Raw genomic sequence first — 18,572 nt, forward strand, 5'->3', positions numbered from 1 at the left:
CTACAGGTCGCTCCCTCGTAATCCCCCGCTACAATCTCGACGCGCTTTTCACTACCCAAACCGTATAATGCCGACCTTTCCCGGCTTGTAAGAAAAACTACACCCGTCTGTAGGCTTACGCGAAGTCATCCGCACAGGCCTGCCGAGTCGGGCCGTCAACACAGGTGCCCCCATGGATTTCAACCCGCTCGATCTCGTCCTGCATCTCGATGTTTACCTCGATTTGCTGGTCACCAACTACGGGCCATGGATCTACGCCATTCTGTTCCTGGTGATTTTCTGTGAAACCGGCCTGGTGGTCATGCCCTTCCTGCCGGGCGATTCGCTCCTGTTCATCGCCGGTGCCGTTGCGGCCGGTGGCGGTATGGACCCGGTGCTGCTCGGCGGCTTGCTGATGCTCGCGGCGATTCTGGGGGACAGCACCAACTACATCATCGGACGAACGGCCGGCGAGCGATTGTTCAGCAATCCAAACTCGAAAATCTTCCGTCGCGATTACTTGCAACAAACCCACGATTTCTATGAGAAGCACGGTGGTAAAACCGTGACCCTGGCGCGGTTCCTGCCGATCATTCGTACCTTTGCACCATTCGTCGCCGGCGTAGCGAAAATGCCCTACCCGCGCTTCTTTGCCTTCAGCGTGCTGGGCACGATTCTTTGGGTCGGCGGCCTGGTCACTCTCGGCTTCTTCTTCGGTAACGTACCGTTCATCAAGTCCAACCTGTCGCTGCTGGTGGTCGGCATCATCCTGCTGTCGCTGGTACCGATGATCATCGGCGTGATCCGCAGCCGTTTCGGCAACGCTGCCTCAAAAGCCCATCCGCGCTGATTCACGATGTGGTCCCTGAGCGCCTGGCGACGCCGGCGCACCTTGGCCAGACACCCGATTGCCGACGACATGTGGCAACGGGTGCGACACCATCTGAGATTCCTTGACGGTATCAGCGCCGCCGAAGACCAGTGGCTGCGCGAAGCCTGCGTGCTGTTCCTGCAGGACAAGCACCTGACCACCCTGCCCGGTGTCGACTTGCATCAGGAACAACGCCTGTTGCTCGCCGCCCAGGCGCAACTGCCGCTGCTCCACCTGGGCGATCTGAACTGGTACCAGGGCTTTCACGAAATCATTCTCTACCCCGACGACTTCCTCAGCCCTCAGCGCCATCGTGACGCCAGTGGTGTCGAGCACGAATGGGACGGCGAGCACAGCGGCGAAGCCTGGCAGCAGGGACCGGTCATCCTTGCGTGGCCTGGCGTGATGGCCAGCGGTAGCTGGGAGGGCTACAACCTGGTGATCCACGAACTGGCGCACAAACTCGACATGCTCAACGGCAACGCCAACGGCTTGCCGCCGCTGCACGCCGATATGCGGGTCAGCGATTGGGCCAGGGTCATGCAAGAGGCCTATGACGACCTCGACCGGCAACTGGAGCGCAATCCGGACGCCGAGACAGCCATCGACCCCTATGCCGCGGAAAATCCTGCAGAGTTCTTTGCCGTCACCAGCGAATATTTCTTCAGCGCCCCGGATTTGCTGCACGAGGCTTATCCACAGGTGTATGAGCAGCTGAAGCTGTTCTATCGCCAGGACCCGCTGGCGAGGCTCAGGCAACTTCTCGCCGACGACCCTGTCTATCAGGCACACGACTGAGGTCCTACGACTTCTGGTACATGGCGCAGGCGTAGGAATATGCCTATAATCGCCGCCACTTTTTGGTCAATCCGGCCAAGTGTTTTTGGTCAACTACGGGGGCAACGCCCAATGAGCTACAGCAAGATTCCGGCTGGCAAAGACCTGCCGAACGACATCTACGTCGCGATCGAGATTCCGGCCAACCACGCGCCGATCAAGTACGAAATCGACAAAGACAGCGATTGCCTGTTCGTTGACCGTTTCATGGCCACCCCAATGTTCTACCCGGCCAACTACGGTTACATCCCGAACACCCTGGCTGACGACGGTGATCCCCTGGACGTGCTGGTCGTAACCCCTTACCCGGTTGCCCCAGGCTCCGTGATCCGCGCCCGTCCGGTCGGCATCCTGAACATGACCGACGACGGCGGCGGCGATGCCAAAGTCATCGCTGTTCCACACGACAAGCTGTCCCAGCTGTACGTCGATGTGAAGGAATACACCGACCTGCCAGCCCTGCTGATCCAGCAGATCGAGCACTTCTTCGCGAACTACAAAGATCTCGAAAAAGGCAAATGGGTGAAGATCGAAGGCTGGGACGGCGCAGACGCCGCCCGCGCTGCAATCACCAAGTCGGTTGCTGCCTATAAAGGCTAAGAAGCCGCTAAAAGCTTCTAGCGACACGCTTCAAGAAAAACCCCGGTGATCCGGGGTTTTTTGTGGGCGCTCGAAAAGCACCAGTTAAACGCCTTGTTTAAGAGGACTGGCTTTGGTGTTTTTTTGTTTAAAAATCCTCAAACACGTCTTACATCCCGTCGTAAATTTCCCTCGAAATTTGAACGCGTCGTTTATTCAAAGCCTTATGCCGCGCCAGTAGACTCGCGTTTATGAAAAAGAACACTAGCGGCCCTCGCTTCAAAGCACTCCTTGGATTAGCCAATATCACGACAACCGGGTTTGCCGAATTCCTGAACACGGCCCCGCAAAATGTCCACAATTGGTACACCCGTGGTGTGCCCGCCCACTGCATGGAAGAAGTCGCCAGAAAACTGTCCGTCAACAGTGAATGGCTGAAAACAGGCAATGGCCCGAAAGACGCCACGCACCTGCGCCTGCACGACGAATCCGGCAACATCTTCGACGCCCAAGCGATTCGCGGCGTCTACACGGTCATTGAACCCACCGACGTCGAACTCCCCCTCTACAAGGAATTCGCCACCGCCCCCGGCTCCAGCAAAACCCACGTCATCGAAGACCCTGGCCAATCCATCCGACTGCCACGCAGCCACCTGGACTCCCTGGAAATCAACCATGCAGACGCCATCTGCGCCCACATGATCGGCAACAGCATGGCTGAGCGCATAGAAGACGGCTCGACTCTGGCCATCGACCGTGGCCTGACCCAGATTGTGGACGGCGAGATCTATGCCATCGAACACGACGGCATGCTGCGAATCAAATACCTGCATCGAATGCCGGGGAACGCGCTGCGATTACGCAGCCATAACCGCGCAGACTACCCGGATGAAATCTTCAGGCCCGCGCAAATCGAAGAGCAGAACATCAGGGTATTGGGCTGGGTGTTCTGGTGGTCGACACTGAACAAACGCAGGCCGCCGGTGCCGTTTTTGTGAAATCGGGGGAAGGTCATCGCGGGCAAGCCACGCTCCCACAAGCTCCTGCAATACCTGTGGGAGCGCGGCTTGCCCGCGAATGCGATAGGACATTCACCAGAAAACACCAATCCTTGAGCCACACCTGAGCAATCCAAACGCTCTATCCCACACGCCAAGCTGGGAATTTCCCCAAAAAATCAGTATGCTGCGCCCCACATTTGCGCATCGACCCGCCCCGCGGCTCCGATCGCACCGACAAGGCAGATGACTTTCTCGCCGAGTCCCACAGCCGGACGCAAGATCCGGGTGTACGTTTTGAAGGCTGGCGCGGTTTACCAAAAATGATCCAAGCCAGTCCCCGAGAAGCCGGCCACAAGCCGGCTTTTTAATGCCTGAAAAAAGTTGGGACGCAACCGCGTCCAGACGCTTCGCAGAATTTACTTGAGCCTCACGGATAACTAAACGCCTTAACCAGCGTCAACTCCCCCACCGCCCGCATCGGCACCACAAACGTCTCCATCTTCTCGCTCGGCGTTCCCTCCTCAGTAATCACCGTCACCTGCGCGGTGGTCAGCGGTTGTACAGCATCCTCCTGCCCTTCTTAATCACTGCGATAACCACCGCCGAAATAATTCACATACACCAGATACTGCCCTTTGATCGGTGCCGGCATGGCGAAAATTTCCGGGCCGTAGCCGGTGGTGACGTCGACATCCAGTGCCGCGCCATGGGTGCGACCGCGTGCAAATCGAAACCGCAATCACGAATAGTTACTAATTGCATGTAGCATTTAAGTCTGCGTGACTGCACAGTTAGCCCGCTTGATTTTCGTACTACTTCCGAATTCAAGCATTCACGGCCACCCCCACTCACGACATCACAGAAGCAGGGCTAGATCAGAATTCTTAGTTTTGGTTGATCCACCGTCGCAATAGAAAATACTTAAAAGGATATTTGTATGTCTGGCGCAGGTAGATATTTAGGACCTCATATAAAAACAGGCCCAAACTCTTATGAAATAGGTCCAGTTCCCATTAGAGCTCTCAGACTACCAACATTCAATGGGAGCCAGGGTCTCTATATCAACACTGAAGACCATCGGGGACGTACCCCAAGCAAGGATAAGCTTGACCCCCTTACACCTTACATATGGGATGACTTCATAGGAGAGCATCGTGCTAACCAATCAATTATCGATGATGAATATCAAGAAATTTTTAACAGAATAACAATCACAGTTAGCAATGAAATCGAACAAAGAAAGCAAGGCGCTAAATCAGGCCAGCAACTCAATCAAATAGACAACGCAAAAACAGATCAAACAACAACTATCAATACTATACGTCTAAAGGAGCAAGAGTATCAGTCTCAAATCGAGACTGCGCATTCACTTTATGGGCAAAATCCATTTTTTCTAATGAAAGATCTGCCTTTCCGAAAAGTAGTTGATGGAGTGAATTCGGTACCGCCGGATTTACTGGGAGCCTATGCCGCAATCGACCGAGCATACCGCTCTGCCCTGGAACTCAAACGACTCTCGCTAGAAAATAACATTCTGGCCAGTCACCTTGCCGGTCTGGCGAAAAGCCTGAGCCAAGCTGAAACCGGGTCACAAGCCGAGCCGGCACAGATGTCGAGTTGGTTAGCGGAAAGACTCTATGCAACGAATACTGAAAAAGATATTCGTATCCAGTTACTCCCACACTTTCTTCAAGCAGAAATCGCTGCAGCAACAGGTTCAGTAGAAGGACTCACTCACTCTCAGTCGCTAGAAAAGTACAAAGCAGTAATAGACAATTTAATCGTTCAAAACCAGGCAGCAGTTGGCACCTATGCAACGGCCAACCCAAATATACAACTACCATTAAGCAAACCTGAACTTGAATCTATTAAAAGCCTTGTTCACTTACAGGCTAACACCAACTTGGGCAAGCGATGGAATGATTACCACGCATCCCTACTTCACTCGGAATCAGTGCGGCATTTGGCCGCTGCAGCAAGCGCTTTTGGAGAGCTAATCGCGCGAGCTAAAGAGGCAGAAAATTCGCTGGAGCAAATTCGACTTGTAACTGAGGCTGAGGCTAGAAGAGTTGCCGCGGAGCAGGCCCGAATTGCTGCCGAAGAAGAAGCCCGAGCCGAGGAATCGGTCTATAAAGAGGCAGTAAGTTTCTTGGCAGATACTAACAAGCACATTCTCGAAAAATACGGGGCCGAGCTGAGTAAAGTTGCTCAAGATCTGCAAACCAATATTTCGGGGAAGAAGATCAGAAGCTACGATGAAGCATTGGCCTCCTTTGAAAAAATCAATTCCAACCCTAATTTAAAGCTTAACGCAAAAGACACTCAAGCTGTAGTCGATGCTTTGAATGCGCTAGATAAAGCAACCTTCGCGGATAATGCAAAGCGATTGGGAAAGGCATTTGGTGTCACTGGAAAAATTGTTCAGGCAGAGGCGATTCGCGAAAAAACCATCATCGGTATTCAAACGGGAGATTGGAAACCGCTGGGGTTAGAGATTGAAGCAATAGCAGCCGGAGCCTTGGCCGCTTACGCTGCAGGAATTCTACTTGCTGGGTTCTTCGCGACAATCGGTTCACCTGTTCTATTAAGCGTCCCTATCGCCGCATTAATAATAGCCAGTGCAGCTTCCTACTTCGACTCAGAGACAGTTGACGAAATAAATAAATATTTAATAAACTTTTCAGAAGCAAACCTGAAAACCAGTTAGATGCTTGACCAATAGCTGATCAACATCCTCAGCACTGCATAGGTGCTGAGGGCTTTAGCTCATAGAGGGCCACATGGAAAAACTTGGTATAAAATTTAAAAAAATGGAAATACCATATTTATTCATGACAATCACCTGGATTCCAATTTTTTTATCCATCTATTTTATCCCCAACAACGCAGACACTCAATTACTACACTCTATAGAAAGAATAATCGACCAAAACCTTTTCGGAAAGGTTGGTGCGTGGTCATCGAATTTCCCTTTAACATCGAAATTCATTACCAACTACATATGTTTAACTGCCCCTGTATTCTCCATAATATTCACCTACAAGACACTGAAACACTCATCCTTTGAACGAATAAACTTTCCTAGACACTCTGAAAAAAAACTCATTTTTTTGCTGCCAGGATTTATTGCATTATCATCTTTCATCGTATTCATTTTATATTTCGACGACACCGATTTAGCCCACGCAAGGAGGCGCTATGCGATCCTTGGAGCATATAAAATAACTTACGCTTTATATTCAGCAGGCCTTTTGTACGCAATCTACGTTTTAACAGTCATGAATTATCTGATATTCAGATACTCCCCTGCATACATAATCCAAAAAATTCGATCAGCACGATAATAAATCATAAAGAGCAGCATGTTCATTTGATATCATACAAAAAATAACTGCCTCATGAACCAACAACTAATAATGTAAACAATACCAAATCACGGATAACTAAACCCCTTAACTAACGTCAACTCCCCCACCGCCCGCATCGGCACCACAAACGTTTCCATCTTCTCGCTCGGCGTCCCCTCTTCGGTAATCACCGTCACCTGCGCGGTGGTCAACGGTTGCACCGCATCCTCCTGCCCTTCTTCATCATTGCGGTAGCCACCGCCGAAGTAATTCACATACACCAGGTACTGCCCCTTGATCGGCGCGGGCATGGCGAAGATTTCCGGGCCGTAGCCGGTGGTGACGTCGACATCGAGTGCCGCGCCGTTGGGCACGGCGCGGTCGCCGTACCAGATGTGGGCGCCGTCGGGGGTGATGAGGTGGAGGTCGAGGTCCGTGCCGTCGCTGTCCCAGGCCAGCAATACGCGCAATTTGGCGGGTGTCGCGCCGCCACTGGCGTTGAGGAACTGCGTACGCTGGCGATGCTGGCCGTCGGGACTGCGGACTTCGACGCTGTTGCTGCCATTGGGGAATGAGAACGGGCGGTCGAAGCGGCCGGCGGAGTCGATTTTCAGCGGCATGCTGACGCCGTTGACGATCAGTCGACCGGGCTCGTTGTTCTTGGGCGTGGCTTTGATCTGGCCACTGATGCGTGCGGTGTTGGCCTGCCCTGCTGGCGTGTTAACCGAGGAAGCCGGGTAGTTGACGGTCTGGCGGAAGCGCTCGCCCTCACCTTCAGGCGCACCGGTTCGCCAGCCGCCAGCGGGGGTGTCGAGTTTGACGCCTTGCGCCATCGCCAGCGGTAAAACCGACAACGAACAAAGCAACAGCAAGACCTGTGGAAAACGAAGTGTCATGGTCTATTCCAGCAAAAGGTGGCGGGCGAGCCCTTCGATGTAGGTTTCATCCTGGCCATTGGGATGTGCTTCGAAGGCCAGGTGCAGGTATTCGTGGGTCAGGTCGAGGCGGTCCTGCAGCGAGAGGACGCCACGCACGTAGATGCGCTGGCGTTCGCGGTCGACGTAGGGACGGCCAAACGTCAGGCGGCAGACGGCGAAGGTGCTGACTTCGTTGTAGCCGATTTCGCTTTCCAGCTTCGGGCGCCAGCCGCGTCGTTGTTTTTGCAGCCAGTCCTGTGCGGCGGGCAGTGCTTCGCAGGAAGCGACCGGATTGTCCCAACGACTGAGGCTGGCGCGTGGATACGCGTGCAGCAGGATGGCGTCATAGCGTTGTCCGGCGCGGGCCTGTTCGACGGCTTGCTGCCAGGACAGTTTGTCCGGGCCGGGCTGATCGGAATGGTAGGTCACGGGGCTGCCGGCCAGCACCAGATCAGCGGTCCATGCAGCGATGTTGCGAGCATCAAAGCTGGCCGGACGAGGGGCGACCCGCTGGCGCTGGCTGCTGTCGTCGATGCTCAGGCAGTCGCCATGGCGCGTGGCGTTTTGCAGCAAATAGGTGCGGATGGCCACGGCCAGGGCTTTGGCGGCTTCGACAGGCTCGGGTGTGGCTTCGCGCTGGAGCACGCGAGCGACGTATTCTTCGCGATCAAGGCGCGCGACGAGCTTGTCTTTGAGCAAAAACAGCTCGCCGTCGCTGTGGATATCTAGCTGGTTGCCATTGGCGAATTCAACGCGATAGTCACCTCGCAACGGCCCCGAGGGCACCTCGTTGCTGTCTGAAAGTACTCGTTTTAGCGGGTAGCGGGAGAACAGGCTGACTTCGACACAACGCCCCGCATCAGCAGGCCACGCAACAGGTACGACCGCCGATAACGCCGCTGCGTAATCACGCAAGACACGCTGACTGGTCCCGCGCCCACCGCTCCAGATCGGCGTACCGTCCACCGTCCAGCCCGCGAATCCACCCTGACGCGACGCCGCGTCCTGATCCCCCAGCCAGCTCCAGGTTTTCACCCGCAAGCGGCTGCCGAGTTCGCCGACGACGTTGCCGTCAGCGGCATTCAAGACCACATCGAGTAGCACTCGCCGCGCCTGTTCCTGCGCCGGCATCACCGCCAGCATACGCAACAACTCCGCGACCGAAACCCGGGTGGCGGGCTGCAATGACGGCAAGTTCAGCAGCCACTCCGGTGCCTGTCGCGCTTGCCAATACGCTCGCCAGTCCGCGCCGGAAATGCCCAGTCGCGCCGGCTCGAAATACAAGCCGCAGGATTTGACCAAGGCCTGATCCCGCTCGACCCTGCCTCCTGCCGTGCAGCAATACACTTCCTCTTTCGATTGTCCGCGACATTCATATGCCGGTTCATGTGCGCCGGTATCCACCAGCCAGCCGTACACAAACAGCTTCCACACACTGCCCAACGGCGTTTGCAAGGTATTGGGCAACGGCTCGCGCGTCAGCAGCTGAGTCCTGTTCAACGACAACAATTCGCCCTTGGACGCCAGACGCAAAGGTTCGTCCTGCGCCACGGTCAGCGCAGGAATCAAACACAGCAGCAACCAGAGCCAAGGCCGCAGCATGTCAGTGAACCGTAACCTGACCAAGCGCCGGTTTCTGCTCCTGAGCCTGATGCTGCGGCGCATACATCTGGGTGAATCGCACCGGCGGCAAACTGAACTGCCCCTTCTGCGAAAAACGCACCAAATGCCGCAGGCGCAATTCCCCGCTCAGCGCATCCACCGGCACCGCGTAGGCCAGTTGCCCCGGCTCGAACCGGGCCTTTTCCAGCGCCGTCGGTTCGGTGCCGGGCTTGCCCATGAGTTTGATACCCCAGGTGGTGCGCTCGACATCGGCACCCGGCGGCAGCGGCACTTCGAGCAGACCGAAGCGCAACGGTTTGGCAGCCTTGCTGGTGAGGATCACTTCATCCAGGAACAGGCTGTCACTGGACAACGGCGTGGTTCCGACCGGTTCGAGCTTGAAGGTAAACGCTTCGTCACCCGGCACCAGTCGCGACAGGCGTCGGGTGACGGTCACGGCCATCGGATCCACCGCAGGCTGCCGGGTCTGGTAACTCAGCGCAGCACGCAGAGGACGCTCTTGAGTACCGCTCAACGACAACATCGCAGGCACGGGAGAAGCCCCCTGCCAAGCCCAATACACCTCACCTGTATCACCGTACTTTTTCTTCCAGCCCTCCCCCGGCGCCAGTGCGATGGTCGGCGAAGCCTGTTCGATGCTGCGTTGCAGCCAGGTCAATGCCAGCGCCCGCTCCAGGGTCGATTGCTGTGGCAGCAAACGCTGGAGCAACGATTGAGCGCGGGCCTGATCGAAGGGTTGCAGCGACAGGTCCAACGCTTCGGCAAACGGCTCGGAGCTGACTGCCAATCGCTGCTGCGCATCGGCCAGTTGCCGGTTGAACGCGTCCGGCAGAGCGACCTTCGATTGCTTTGCCAGCGAAGCCGTCAACACCCGGGCAGCCGCCAAACCGAGCGCAGAATCCGGATCGCTCATCACAAGGCTGTCGTCATCCGCATCCAGCATGTTCGCGGCCGTACCCTCGCCCGATTTCGCCAGATCGTCCATCAAGCCGCTGAGCAAGGAGTTCACCGGCAATTGCATTTGTCTGGCGAACGACAGGATCAGCGCTCGCTGCAACGGTGGCGTGTTTTTCGCCTGCTTGGCGTAGACCTCCAGCACCCGCAGCCAATGCTCCGGCGGCAGGTTCAGCTCCAGCACTTTGCTGGCGTGCCAGTCGGCGTAATAGGCGTACGCGGTGAGGAATGCATCGGGCTCGCCATCCATGCCCCACCAGGTGAAGCTCGCCGACGGCCCGGCCATTTGCACCAGGCGCAAGCGGCTGTTCTGCATGATCAGGCGCAGTCGATCGCGGATCTGCGGGTTCGACGACAGCGCAGGATAGGCGATGCTCAGCGGCAGCAAACGACTGGCGGTCTGTTCGACGCCGCCATAGGGGTAACTCAGCAGATCATCGAGCGCCGAACGGAACAGCGCTTGCGGGCTGTCATCCAGACGCAGGCGTATGTCCGTGGCGTCCGCCGGCAAACTCAGCGGCGTGTCACCACTGGCGACGTCCAGGCTTTGGCTCTGCGTGACCTGCCAGCCATCACCGGTCGCACTCAAGCGAACCGCCAGGGCATCGGCGGTCTTGCCGTCCTGCACCAGTTCGGCGGTCCACTCGCCATTGCTCAGCGCGAAAACCGGCAGCGGGATGTAATTGATGCCGCTGTTCAGGGTGACCGGAATTCGCTGCTCGCTGCCCGCGTAGTGAATCACTAGCTCAGCTTTGACTTGGCCTTCCGCCTGATTGAAGGCAAACACACCCAGGTCAGGTTTATCGTTTGCACGGAATTTACTTGGTCCGCTCCACTTCAGGTACAGCGGTTTTTCCGAGCGCACGAACTGCTTCTTCTGCCCGACCTGACCGTCATCGGCGATGGCCCGGGCGGTGATGCGCCAGCGGGTCAGGGAGTCGGGCATTTTGAAGGTGAAACGGGTCTTGCCGTTGGCATCGGTCACCAGCTCCGGTTGCCATGCAGCAGTGTCAACGTCTTCACGACGTGGCCGCTCCAGCACTTTCACCCCGCGCTCGCTACGGTTGGCCTTGCCCGGCGCGCCTGGGCTACCCGGCAGCGCGACGTCGTAGCTGATGAACGACAGGCTGGCGCTGGTACGCACGTTGTTGCGCCGTGGATGGTAGAAAAACTGGTCGATGGTCGGCGCCACTTCCGGTTGCAGCGCGTAGACCATTTCGTCGACCACGCTGACCGTCAAATGCGCCGGGATTGGCTTGCCGGCGAACTGCGTCGTCAGATCCACGGAGACCGTATCGCCGGGTTGATAGGTGTCCTTGTCGGTCGCGATAGCGACGTCGATCTGCGGCATGACCACCTTGATGCCGGCGTTCTGGAAACTGTATTGGCCACCCTTGGTGTACAGCACCGAGAACGTCAGGTTCGGCGTGAAGCTGTCCTTCACCGGGATGCGTGCGCGGTATTGGGTGTCGCTGAGTTTTTCCATCTTCAGCCAGTCGCCGCCCTTGGACAGCAGCGCAGTGGCCTCGACCTTGTCGCGTTCCAGCGACAGCAGTGCATCGCTGACCGGTTCGGGGAAGGTGATCAGCGCCAGCGCTTCATCGCCCGCCTTGTACTCGGGTTTGTCGAGGACGATTTCCACGGTGCCGGGCACGGCTTTGACGCCGTCGCCGGTGACGGAATGGCCGGTGGCGCCGAGGGTTCGGCCATGGTCATCCCTGAGCGTCAGGTTGTAAGTGCCCGGTCGGTCGAAGGCCAATGTGAAGCCTTTATCGGTCGCCGTCAGTTTGCCTTCGCCGGTGCTTTGGTCTTCCAGGCGCACCCAACCGTAGCTGCTCGGCGCGACCGTTGCGGCTTGCTCGCTTTCATTGGCATAGCTGAACGCAACCTTGTCCCCCACCGCACTGAAACGCTGCGGTGCGCTCAAGCGGAAATTGGCCGCACCGCGATCAATGAGGATTTCCTTGGTGGTCTTGACCCGATACGCCGCGCCATCGCTGGCAAACACAGTGAGCATGTAGCGACTCGGTTTCTCCGCGGCCGGCAGGTCGAGGGTGGCGTTGCCCTTGGCATCGGTGGTCAGTTCGGTGCTGGTCAGTTCCACCGGGAATTGCCCGAGGTATTGCAGTTCGTTATCGACCATCGACAGTTGCTGGGCGCGCAGGCTCAGACTCAATTTGGCGTTGGCCACCGGTTTACCATCCGGGTACAGCAGCACCAGATTGCCTTTGACCGGCTCACCGGTGCGGTAATCCTGCTTGGCCAGGTTCAGCGAAATCTCGAAGTGCGGCTTGATGTATTCGGCCACGCGGAAGGCGCTGCTGTAGGCCTGATCCTTGTAGTTGAAACGCAATTCATAACCACCGGCCACCGCGTTGTCGGGCAACTGGAATCGGCCTTGGGTGCCGGCCTTCGAATCGAGCTTCAAGTCCAGGCTTTGCAGCGCCGTACCGGTCGCATCCAGCACCGTCACATTGACGTCCGCTGCGGCGGGCTGTACCGAATCCCGGGCATTCTTGAACTCGCGCCCGACGATTTTCAGCGACACCCAATCCCCTGGTCGATACAGCGGCCGGTCGGTAAACGCATAGAGCTTGGTGTCGTAGATTTCGCTGTCGTAGTAGAAGTTTTCCGAGACGAAAACGCCGCCCTCCTCGTCCTCGCCGATCACGAACGAACGCTCGGGGCTGACGTGTTTCAGCCGCAGCAAACCCTCGGCATCGGTGGCGCCGCTGCTCATCACGCCCAGGCCATCGGTCCACAACACATTGACCTTGGGCACCGAACTGCCCTCGTGTTTGCGGGCGGCCCACACCAGCAATTCATCGCCGGCAATCTTGCTCACCGCGACGGTGTTGGAGACAAAGACCATGGTGGTCGCGCGGTACTTGCCGATCAGCGCTTCGACTAGATAGAGACCCGGCTTCAGGTTGCCCAACGGGATGTAAACGTTACCTGGCGCGACGCTGACGAACTCACTGGAAGACCCGGCCAGGTTCACCCCTGGCGGCGGCTGGATCGGCTTGGCCTCCCACAGCGGATAGCGGAATTGACTGACCACCGGCAGGCCCGGAATCAACGCAAATTGCGGCTGCGCGTCGTAGGGCGTTGGCGCGGTCATGGCGGCGCCGATCTTCAGTTCCGGCACTTCTTCGGTGACTTGTTTACGCGACTCGTAGGAAAACGCCCGCTGCATCACGCGACGGGATTTCCGGTACCAGTTGTCCCACAGGTAAGCCAGGGTGTTGGACAGACCTTCGCCCTTGAACTGGCCGTCACTGACCACACGATGCAGGTTCTTCTGGCGCTTGAGAAAGTCCAGCGGCTTGTCGATCCGATACACGCGAATATCGGCGCCACCATAAGGTTCCATGCGAAACCGGCGGTAGTCGCGGCCGGGCGCTTCGAGGCGGACCATCGCCTGCTCGTCGCTGGCGAAACTGCTGTCGGCCAGCAGAAAAAAGCTTTCACCGGACACTGGCGTGTAGCCGCTCGGCTCCACGGTGTCTTCGGCCTTCACCGCCGCAAAAGGCAACACCAGGACCAACAACAGGGGCAGAAAACGCAGCATGCGGGCACCGATCATTGGGAGAGAAAATTCAGTCGATAAACGCCGATGAAGTTGGGGTTGGCTGCATCGGGTATCCATCGGGTGTCCTTCCATGTCATGAGTTGTTGCAGGCTTGCCGAACGCATGCCGTTGTCAGTGGGGGTGGTGGTGCCGGTGTGATAGGCGATGTAGCGGCCCATCCAGATCATCAGGTGCTGGTCATCGCCCTGGTCGAAAAACATCAGGTCACCGGGTCTTGCCTGGGCGACATCACGGCCAACCAGTTGGCTGTTGAACTGAATCAGTTTGATTGCGTTGACGTACGGCCCGACCTTGCCGCTGCCCTGTTGCCATTGCTGGGCGAGGCCGCGCTGGGCATCGCTCAGTTGCAGTTCCGGAGGGAGGTAGCGATTGGACAAACCGTTACTGCGCAGCCATTTCTCGTCATGGACCTTCAGCGCTTCGTTGGCGGCGAAACGCACCAGCCCGGCACAGTCCTGCTGATACCAGCGGGGGCTCGGGCCCTGGCTCAGTTGTTCCTGGGCAATGCGCACGAACCAGGCGCGGAAGACCTGGGATTGCTGTACATCCAGGGCCGGTGTCTCGACGGCTCCGGCCCCCGGGCTCAGCAGCAACGCCAGCAGGCCGAGGCTTCGAATCAATCCGCTCACAGCGCTTTCCACTCCAATGGCAACCATTGCCAGTGACCGTCAGGCTCACTGCCTTCGGGCAAGGTCAGGGCGTACTTGCCGTAACCGCCGAGGGTGCGCAGTTTCGGGATCAGGTAGGTTTGTGCGGCGTTGTAGAACACCGGCTCCATGTCCTGGGGCAGGCTGTCGAGGGTTTCCCGTTGCATCAGCTGCGCCATGGAATCGGGGCCGAAATAGATCGGCATCAGTACGTCTTTCGGCACCACATCGGCCATCGGCGGGAAGCGTTTGTCGAGGGTGCCGAGCGCCTTGTCCACCAGTTTGTCATCGAGGGAAAACAGCAGCGTCGAACCATGGCGCGCCAGGCTCACGCGCATGAAGGCCTTGCCGGTGATCGCGTCGGGTTGCTCGGCCTCCTTGGCCGGGTACGGGCCGAAGTTGGAGCTGACCTGGCGCTGCCACTGATGAGTCTGGCCCTCGTGCTTCTCCACCACCGGGAACGCATGCTCTTCGACGTTGCCTTCGTAGGCGCCAACCATCGAACCGAACAGCTGGCCAAGGTCGCCGTCGAGTTTGGCGCTGTCCTTGTCATTCAGGCTGGCCACCAGCAACGGCGTGTATAACCGCGAATCGGCGTACCAGCACAGGCCCGCCGCACCGGCCATGTGCCCGGTCAGCGCCTGGGCCACGGGCTCTTCAGCGCCGAGTTTCACCAACAAGGGTTTCTGCTGTTCGGCAGCCAGCGGCAGGGCCACGCAGGCGCTGGCGCCCATGGGCATGGCTTGCCAGATCGGTTTGAAATCGAAATCCGGCTGGTTCTCCAATTCGTCCATGGCGAGGAAGCTGTGCCAGCCCTTGTCGTCCATGTCGAAACGCAGGCCGGCGAAATTGGGGATAAAGCGCTGATACCCCATGGCCAGCACACTGGCATTGACCGACAGCCGCTGCTTGACCTCCGGCGCTCGGGGTTCCAGGCCGAAGGTTTCAGGGAACAGCTTGTCGCCATTGAGCAACGCGGCAATGGCTTGGGTCGAGACGCTGCCCGACGCTTGCGTCACGCCGCTTTGCGGGTCGTAGAGTTTGGTCGGATTCGACAGCACCACCAGTTTGTCGCCATGGGAGGCGAACAGCAGCGCCTTGCCGGCGTTGTAGGTGAGTTGATAAAGCGCCACATCGTCGGCGCCGACTTTCACGTCAGCGATCTTGCTCAGCTGCGAATCATCCAGCGCCACTTTCGCCAGTGGCTCCAGCACCTTGGCCAGCCCGCCGCGATCCATCACCAGCAGGAAATCCCGGAGTCGCCCATCCGCTCCGCGCCACAACGCGATGTCGGCCGGCTGATCGAACAGTTGCTCGATCAGCGTGTCCTGCAACTTCAGGTCGTGCTCGTAAATGATTCGCCGCAGACTGCCGATCAAACCGAGACGATCGGCATGGGTTTCGTAATAGAAGACGAAATCTTCGGTCAGGGTTGCCCTGAGGAACGGCACTGCCAGCAGGTCCTTGGGCAACTGGCTCAGGGACCGGGTTTCCAGCAAACCATCAGGGCGGCTCATGCCGAGCTTTTCAGCCGCCAGTTGCGGCGCCGGGGCCGTGCTTTTGTGCATCAACCAACCCATGCCAGCAGCCACGCCCGCGACCAGGCACGCCCCGACCACAAAGACCGGCCAGCGGCGCGACGGTTTGACGCCCGGTGTTTCGGCGGCCGGGGCTGCTGCCGGTAAATCAGTGCTATCGCTCATGAATACAAACCCAATTCATCCGTGGTGCGGGATGCTTAATAGTTGAAAGTCTTGACCAGCAGCAGGTCGCCGATGGCGCGCAAGGGCACGATGAAGGTCTCGCGTTTCTCGTCGACGGTGTTTTCGTTGAGCACCAGATTGATCTGCGAGGTGATCACCTCGTTCTGGTTGCTGGCCTCATCGAAGTTATAGCCGCCGCTGCCGAAGTTGCCCCAATAGTTGACGTAAACCAGATAGGTGCCATGCAGCGGCGCGGTCATGGTGAACATCTCCGGGCCGGGGCCGTCGACGCCGTCCGGGTCGAGGCCGCCGCCGTTGCTCATCGCCGGGCGCGCCCAGAACGCATGTTGGCCGTCGGGGGTAATGATGTGCAGATCGAGTTCGGCCTTGGGGTCATCCCAACCCAGCACCACACGAATCCGCGCGGGCGTACGCAGGTTGTTGGCTTCATAGAATTGAACGCGCTTGAGCGACTGGCCTTCGGCGCTGCGCACTTCGACGCTGTTGGAACCGGCACCGAACGCATAGGGCCGGGCGAAACGCCCCTGATCGTCGGTGTAGAGGTTCAGTGGATTGCCATTAACGGCCAGGGTGTGGGGGCCGCGTTGCGTGCCGATGGCCTTGAGCTGACCTTCGATCATCGTGCGATTGCGCTGCACGCCCCGGTCAATCGGTGGCGTGGGATAGGCGACTCGCGGATTCTCCGTGCGGTCCAGCAGCCCGTTGAAGCGCCAGCCACCCACCGGTTCCGACAACTCGCCACTCGGCGCGGCCAGGGCCGGTGCACAGGCCAGTCCGATCAGCAGCAAAAGAAATGAGCGCATGTGACGCCTCCTGCCATGCATGACGAAACCTTGCGCCTGATCCTCGGCGCGTTACAGATGCGGATACTGCGTTTCGTCTGAAAAAACCGTGAAGAGCGGGTCGTCAATGGCGCGAAGGTTAGACGTTCGCCCGGAACCTAACAATCAGATCAACCCTACAATGCGGCGCGAATCACGGTTGTGGGTGGACGGTGAGCCGAATAGCGACCCTATTCGGCTCACGAAATGAGCCGAATAACTCATGCGTAGAGTTCGACTATTTCCTGTAGGAGCGAGCCTGCTCGCGAAAAACCTGAGGACGCCGCAGCGCATCAGATTTTGCGCGTTATCGTTGACCACCATCGCGAGCAAGCTTGCTCCTACAGGGGACCGCGGCCAAGGCCCTTTGCCACAGGTCCGGTTGCGCCTTGCAAAACTTGGCCGAAACACCCCGCTCATTTGCCCATAAACCCCCTATCTGCTAGTGTCGCGCCGGTTTAACGTCAACCGGAAATCGCCGCCATGGCCCGCAAAAAAGCTGCACTGGATTTCGAACAGTCTCTCGCTGACCTGCAAACGCTGGTGGAGCGTCTGGAGAACGGTGAATTGTCGCTGGAAGACTCGCTGACCGCTTTCGAGCAAGGTATCGGGCTGACCCGCGATTGCCAGGCGGCGCTGGCCCAGGCCGAGCAAAAGGTTCAGGTGCTGCTCGAGCGTGATGGCGAGTTGGCCGAGGAACCCTTCGACGCGGATCAACCAGAATGATTGCAGCGTATTCGGCGACCAGCCAGGCCCGCGTCAACGCGGCATTGGAAACCCTGTTCACCGCGCCAGGCCCTGAACTGGCGCGCCTGTACGAAGCCATGCGCTACAGCGTGATGAACGGTGGCAAACGCGTACGCCCACTGTTGGCCTACGCCGCATGCGAAGCGCTGGGCGGCAAGGCCGAGCAAGCCAACGGCGCCGCCTGTGCGGTGGAGTTGATCCACGCCTACTCCCTGGTGCACGACGATTTGCCAGCCATGGACGACGACGACCTGCGTCGCGGCCAGCCAACCACCCACAAGAAATTCGATGAAGCCTGCGCGATCCTCGCTGGCGACGGTTTGCAGAGCCTGGCGTTCAGCGCCCTGCTCGACCCGCGCCTGAGCAACGCCGACGCCGAGATTCGCCTGCAAATGGTCAGCGCCCTGGCATTGGCGGCAGGCCCGGCGGGCATGGTCGGCGGCCAGGCCATCGACCTCGGCTCGGTCGGTCTGAAACTCGATCAGAAAGCCCTCGAATACATGCACCGGCACAAGACCGGCGCCCTGATCGAAGTCAGCGTCAAACTCGGCGCCCTGGCCAGTGGCCGTGCCGAGAAGGACGAACTGAAATCCCTGCAGACTTATGCACAGGCCATCGGCCTGGCGTTCCAGGTCCAGGACGACATTCTCGACGTCGAAAGCGATACCGAAACCCTGGGCAAACGCCAGGGCGCCGACATTGCCCGCGACAAGCCGACCTACCCGGCCCTGCTCGGCCTGGACGCTGCCAAGTCCTATGCCCTGGAGCTGCGCGATCAGGCCCTGCACGCACTGCGACCGTTTGACGCGTCCGCCGAGCCCTTGCGCGACCTGGCCCGTTATATCGTCGAACGCCGTAGCTGACGGCGAATCCGCCAAAAAAGACCAACGCGTGGGCAGGGACCGATGCATCAGGTAAACTGCCGCATCTTTT

13 protein-coding genes and 1 pseudogene are annotated in these 18,572 nt (G+C 58.3%); 7 read left to right on the forward strand and 7 right to left on the reverse strand.

Translation table 11 applies throughout. From position 1 onward, the window contains the following. Nucleotides 1-172 precede the first annotated feature (172 nt). From HNQ83_RS05000 to HNQ83_RS05015, 4 genes are all read left to right on the forward strand, one after another. Nucleotides 173-829 (forward strand): DedA family protein, encoded by a 657-nt coding sequence (locus HNQ83_RS05000; protein WP_175387955.1) that lies wholly within the window; start codon nucleotides 173-175, stop codon nucleotides 827-829. Between the two features lie 6 nt (nucleotides 830-835). Next, nucleotides 836-1,648, forward strand: a complete 813-nt coding sequence (locus HNQ83_RS05005) for a zinc-dependent peptidase (RefSeq protein WP_175387956.1) — start codon at nucleotides 836-838, stop codon at nucleotides 1,646-1,648. Between the two features lie 111 nt (nucleotides 1,649-1,759). Continuing rightward, nucleotides 1,760-2,287, forward strand: coding sequence for an inorganic diphosphatase (gene ppa / locus HNQ83_RS05010; protein ID WP_007933577.1), 528 nt, complete (start codon nucleotides 1,760-1,762; stop codon nucleotides 2,285-2,287). A gap of 230 nt (nucleotides 2,288-2,517) precedes the next feature. Further along, nucleotides 2,518-3,264: a S24 family peptidase gene (locus tag HNQ83_RS05015; protein ID WP_175387957.1), complete on the forward strand. Its 747-nt coding sequence runs from the start codon at nucleotides 2,518-2,520 to the stop codon at nucleotides 3,262-3,264. A gap of 430 nt (nucleotides 3,265-3,694) precedes the next feature. On the opposite strand, the pseudogene HNQ83_RS05020 reads toward HNQ83_RS05015, so the two are convergent. Beyond that, nucleotides 3,695-3,976: pseudogene (locus tag HNQ83_RS05020) on the reverse strand (YfaP family protein); the annotation flags it as partial. A gap of 228 nt (nucleotides 3,977-4,204) precedes the next feature. On the opposite strand from HNQ83_RS05020, the gene HNQ83_RS05025 reads away from it, so the two are divergent. Next, nucleotides 4,205-5,974: a colicin-like pore-forming protein gene (locus HNQ83_RS05025; RefSeq protein ID WP_175387958.1), complete on the forward strand. Its 1,770-nt coding sequence runs from the start codon at nucleotides 4,205-4,207 to the stop codon at nucleotides 5,972-5,974. 726 nt (nucleotides 5,975-6,700) lie between these two features. Here the strand turns inward: HNQ83_RS05025 and HNQ83_RS05030 are convergent. The 6 genes from HNQ83_RS05030 to HNQ83_RS05055 are packed head-to-tail and all read right to left on the reverse strand — an operon-like array spanning nucleotide 6,701 to nucleotide 16,874. Beyond that, nucleotides 6,701-7,510: a YfaP family protein gene (locus HNQ83_RS05030; protein ID WP_175387959.1), complete on the reverse strand. Its 810-nt coding sequence runs from the start codon at nucleotides 7,508-7,510 to the stop codon at nucleotides 6,701-6,703. A 3-nt stretch (nucleotides 7,511-7,513) separates the two neighbouring features. Beyond that, nucleotides 7,514-9,133, reverse strand: a complete 1,620-nt coding sequence (locus HNQ83_RS05035; protein ID WP_175387960.1) for a DUF2300 domain-containing protein — start codon at nucleotides 9,131-9,133, stop codon at nucleotides 7,514-7,516. 1 nt (nucleotide 9,134) lies between these two features. After that, nucleotides 9,135-13,694: an alpha-2-macroglobulin gene (locus HNQ83_RS05040; protein WP_175387961.1), complete on the reverse strand. Its 4,560-nt coding sequence runs from the start codon at nucleotides 13,692-13,694 to the stop codon at nucleotides 9,135-9,137. Next, nucleotides 13,691-14,356: a DUF1175 domain-containing protein gene (locus HNQ83_RS05045; RefSeq protein ID WP_175387962.1), complete on the reverse strand. Its 666-nt coding sequence runs from the start codon at nucleotides 14,354-14,356 to the stop codon at nucleotides 13,691-13,693. The genes HNQ83_RS05040 and HNQ83_RS05045 overlap by 4 nt, the downstream gene beginning before the upstream one ends. Further along, a complete protein-coding gene (locus tag HNQ83_RS05050; RefSeq protein ID WP_175387963.1) occupies nucleotides 14,326-16,050 on the reverse strand; it encodes a DUF2138 domain-containing protein in 1,725 nt (574 codons plus the stop codon). The genes HNQ83_RS05045 and HNQ83_RS05050 overlap by 31 nt, the downstream gene beginning before the upstream one ends. A gap of 35 nt (nucleotides 16,051-16,085) precedes the next feature. After that, on the reverse strand, nucleotides 16,086-16,874 hold the full coding sequence (locus tag HNQ83_RS05055) for a YfaP family protein (protein WP_175387964.1): 789 nt from the start codon (nucleotides 16,872-16,874) through the stop codon (nucleotides 16,086-16,088). Nucleotides 16,875-17,375: 501 nt separating this feature from the next. Between HNQ83_RS05055 and HNQ83_RS05060 the strand changes: the two genes are divergently transcribed. Then, nucleotides 17,376-17,618: an exodeoxyribonuclease VII small subunit gene (locus HNQ83_RS05060; RefSeq protein WP_007894317.1), complete on the forward strand. Its 243-nt coding sequence runs from the start codon at nucleotides 17,376-17,378 to the stop codon at nucleotides 17,616-17,618. Further along, nucleotides 17,615-18,502, forward strand: coding sequence for a (2E,6E)-farnesyl diphosphate synthase (gene ispA, locus HNQ83_RS05065; protein ID WP_175387965.1), 888 nt, complete (start codon nucleotides 17,615-17,617; stop codon nucleotides 18,500-18,502). Before HNQ83_RS05060 ends, ispA begins: the two co-directional genes overlap by 4 nt. The last annotated feature ends 70 nt before the right edge of the window (nucleotides 18,503-18,572 follow it).

The organism is Pseudomonas sp. C2B4 (assembly GCF_013359695.1).
In the GTDB taxonomy this organism is placed as follows: Bacteria; Pseudomonadota; Gammaproteobacteria; order Pseudomonadales; family Pseudomonadaceae; genus Aquipseudomonas.

What these genes read in the sequence shown, in the direction of transcription:
- HNQ83_RS05000 (WP_175387955.1), top strand. Translation starts at nt 173, where the DNA reads ATGGATTTCAACCCGCTCGATCTCGTCCTGCATCTCGATGTTTACCTC.
- HNQ83_RS05005 (WP_175387956.1), top strand. Translation starts at nt 836, where the DNA reads ATGTGGTCCCTGAGCGCCTGGCGACGCCGGCGCACCTTGGCCAGACAC.
- ppa (WP_007933577.1), top strand. Translation starts at nt 1,760, where the DNA reads ATGAGCTACAGCAAGATTCCGGCTGGCAAAGACCTGCCGAACGACATC.
- HNQ83_RS05015 (WP_175387957.1), top strand. Translation starts at nt 2,518, where the DNA reads ATGAAAAAGAACACTAGCGGCCCTCGCTTCAAAGCACTCCTTGGATTA.
- HNQ83_RS05025 (WP_175387958.1), top strand. Translation starts at nt 4,205, where the DNA reads ATGTCTGGCGCAGGTAGATATTTAGGACCTCATATAAAAACAGGCCCA.
- HNQ83_RS05030 (WP_175387959.1), bottom strand. Translation starts at nt 7,510, where the DNA reads ATGACACTTCGTTTTCCACAGGTCTTGCTGTTGCTTTGTTCGTTGTCG.
- HNQ83_RS05035 (WP_175387960.1), bottom strand. Translation starts at nt 9,133, where the DNA reads ATGCTGCGGCCTTGGCTCTGGTTGCTGCTGTGTTTGATTCCTGCGCTG.
- HNQ83_RS05040 (WP_175387961.1), bottom strand. Translation starts at nt 13,694, where the DNA reads ATGATCGGTGCCCGCATGCTGCGTTTTCTGCCCCTGTTGTTGGTCCTG.
- HNQ83_RS05045 (WP_175387962.1), bottom strand. Translation starts at nt 14,356, where the DNA reads ATGGTTGCCATTGGAGTGGAAAGCGCTGTGAGCGGATTGATTCGAAGC.
- HNQ83_RS05050 (WP_175387963.1), bottom strand. Translation starts at nt 16,050, where the DNA reads ATGAGCGATAGCACTGATTTACCGGCAGCAGCCCCGGCCGCCGAAACA.
- HNQ83_RS05055 (WP_175387964.1), bottom strand. Translation starts at nt 16,874, where the DNA reads ATGCGCTCATTTCTTTTGCTGCTGATCGGACTGGCCTGTGCACCGGCC.
- HNQ83_RS05060 (WP_007894317.1), top strand. Translation starts at nt 17,376, where the DNA reads ATGGCCCGCAAAAAAGCTGCACTGGATTTCGAACAGTCTCTCGCTGAC.
- ispA (WP_175387965.1), top strand. Translation starts at nt 17,615, where the DNA reads ATGATTGCAGCGTATTCGGCGACCAGCCAGGCCCGCGTCAACGCGGCA.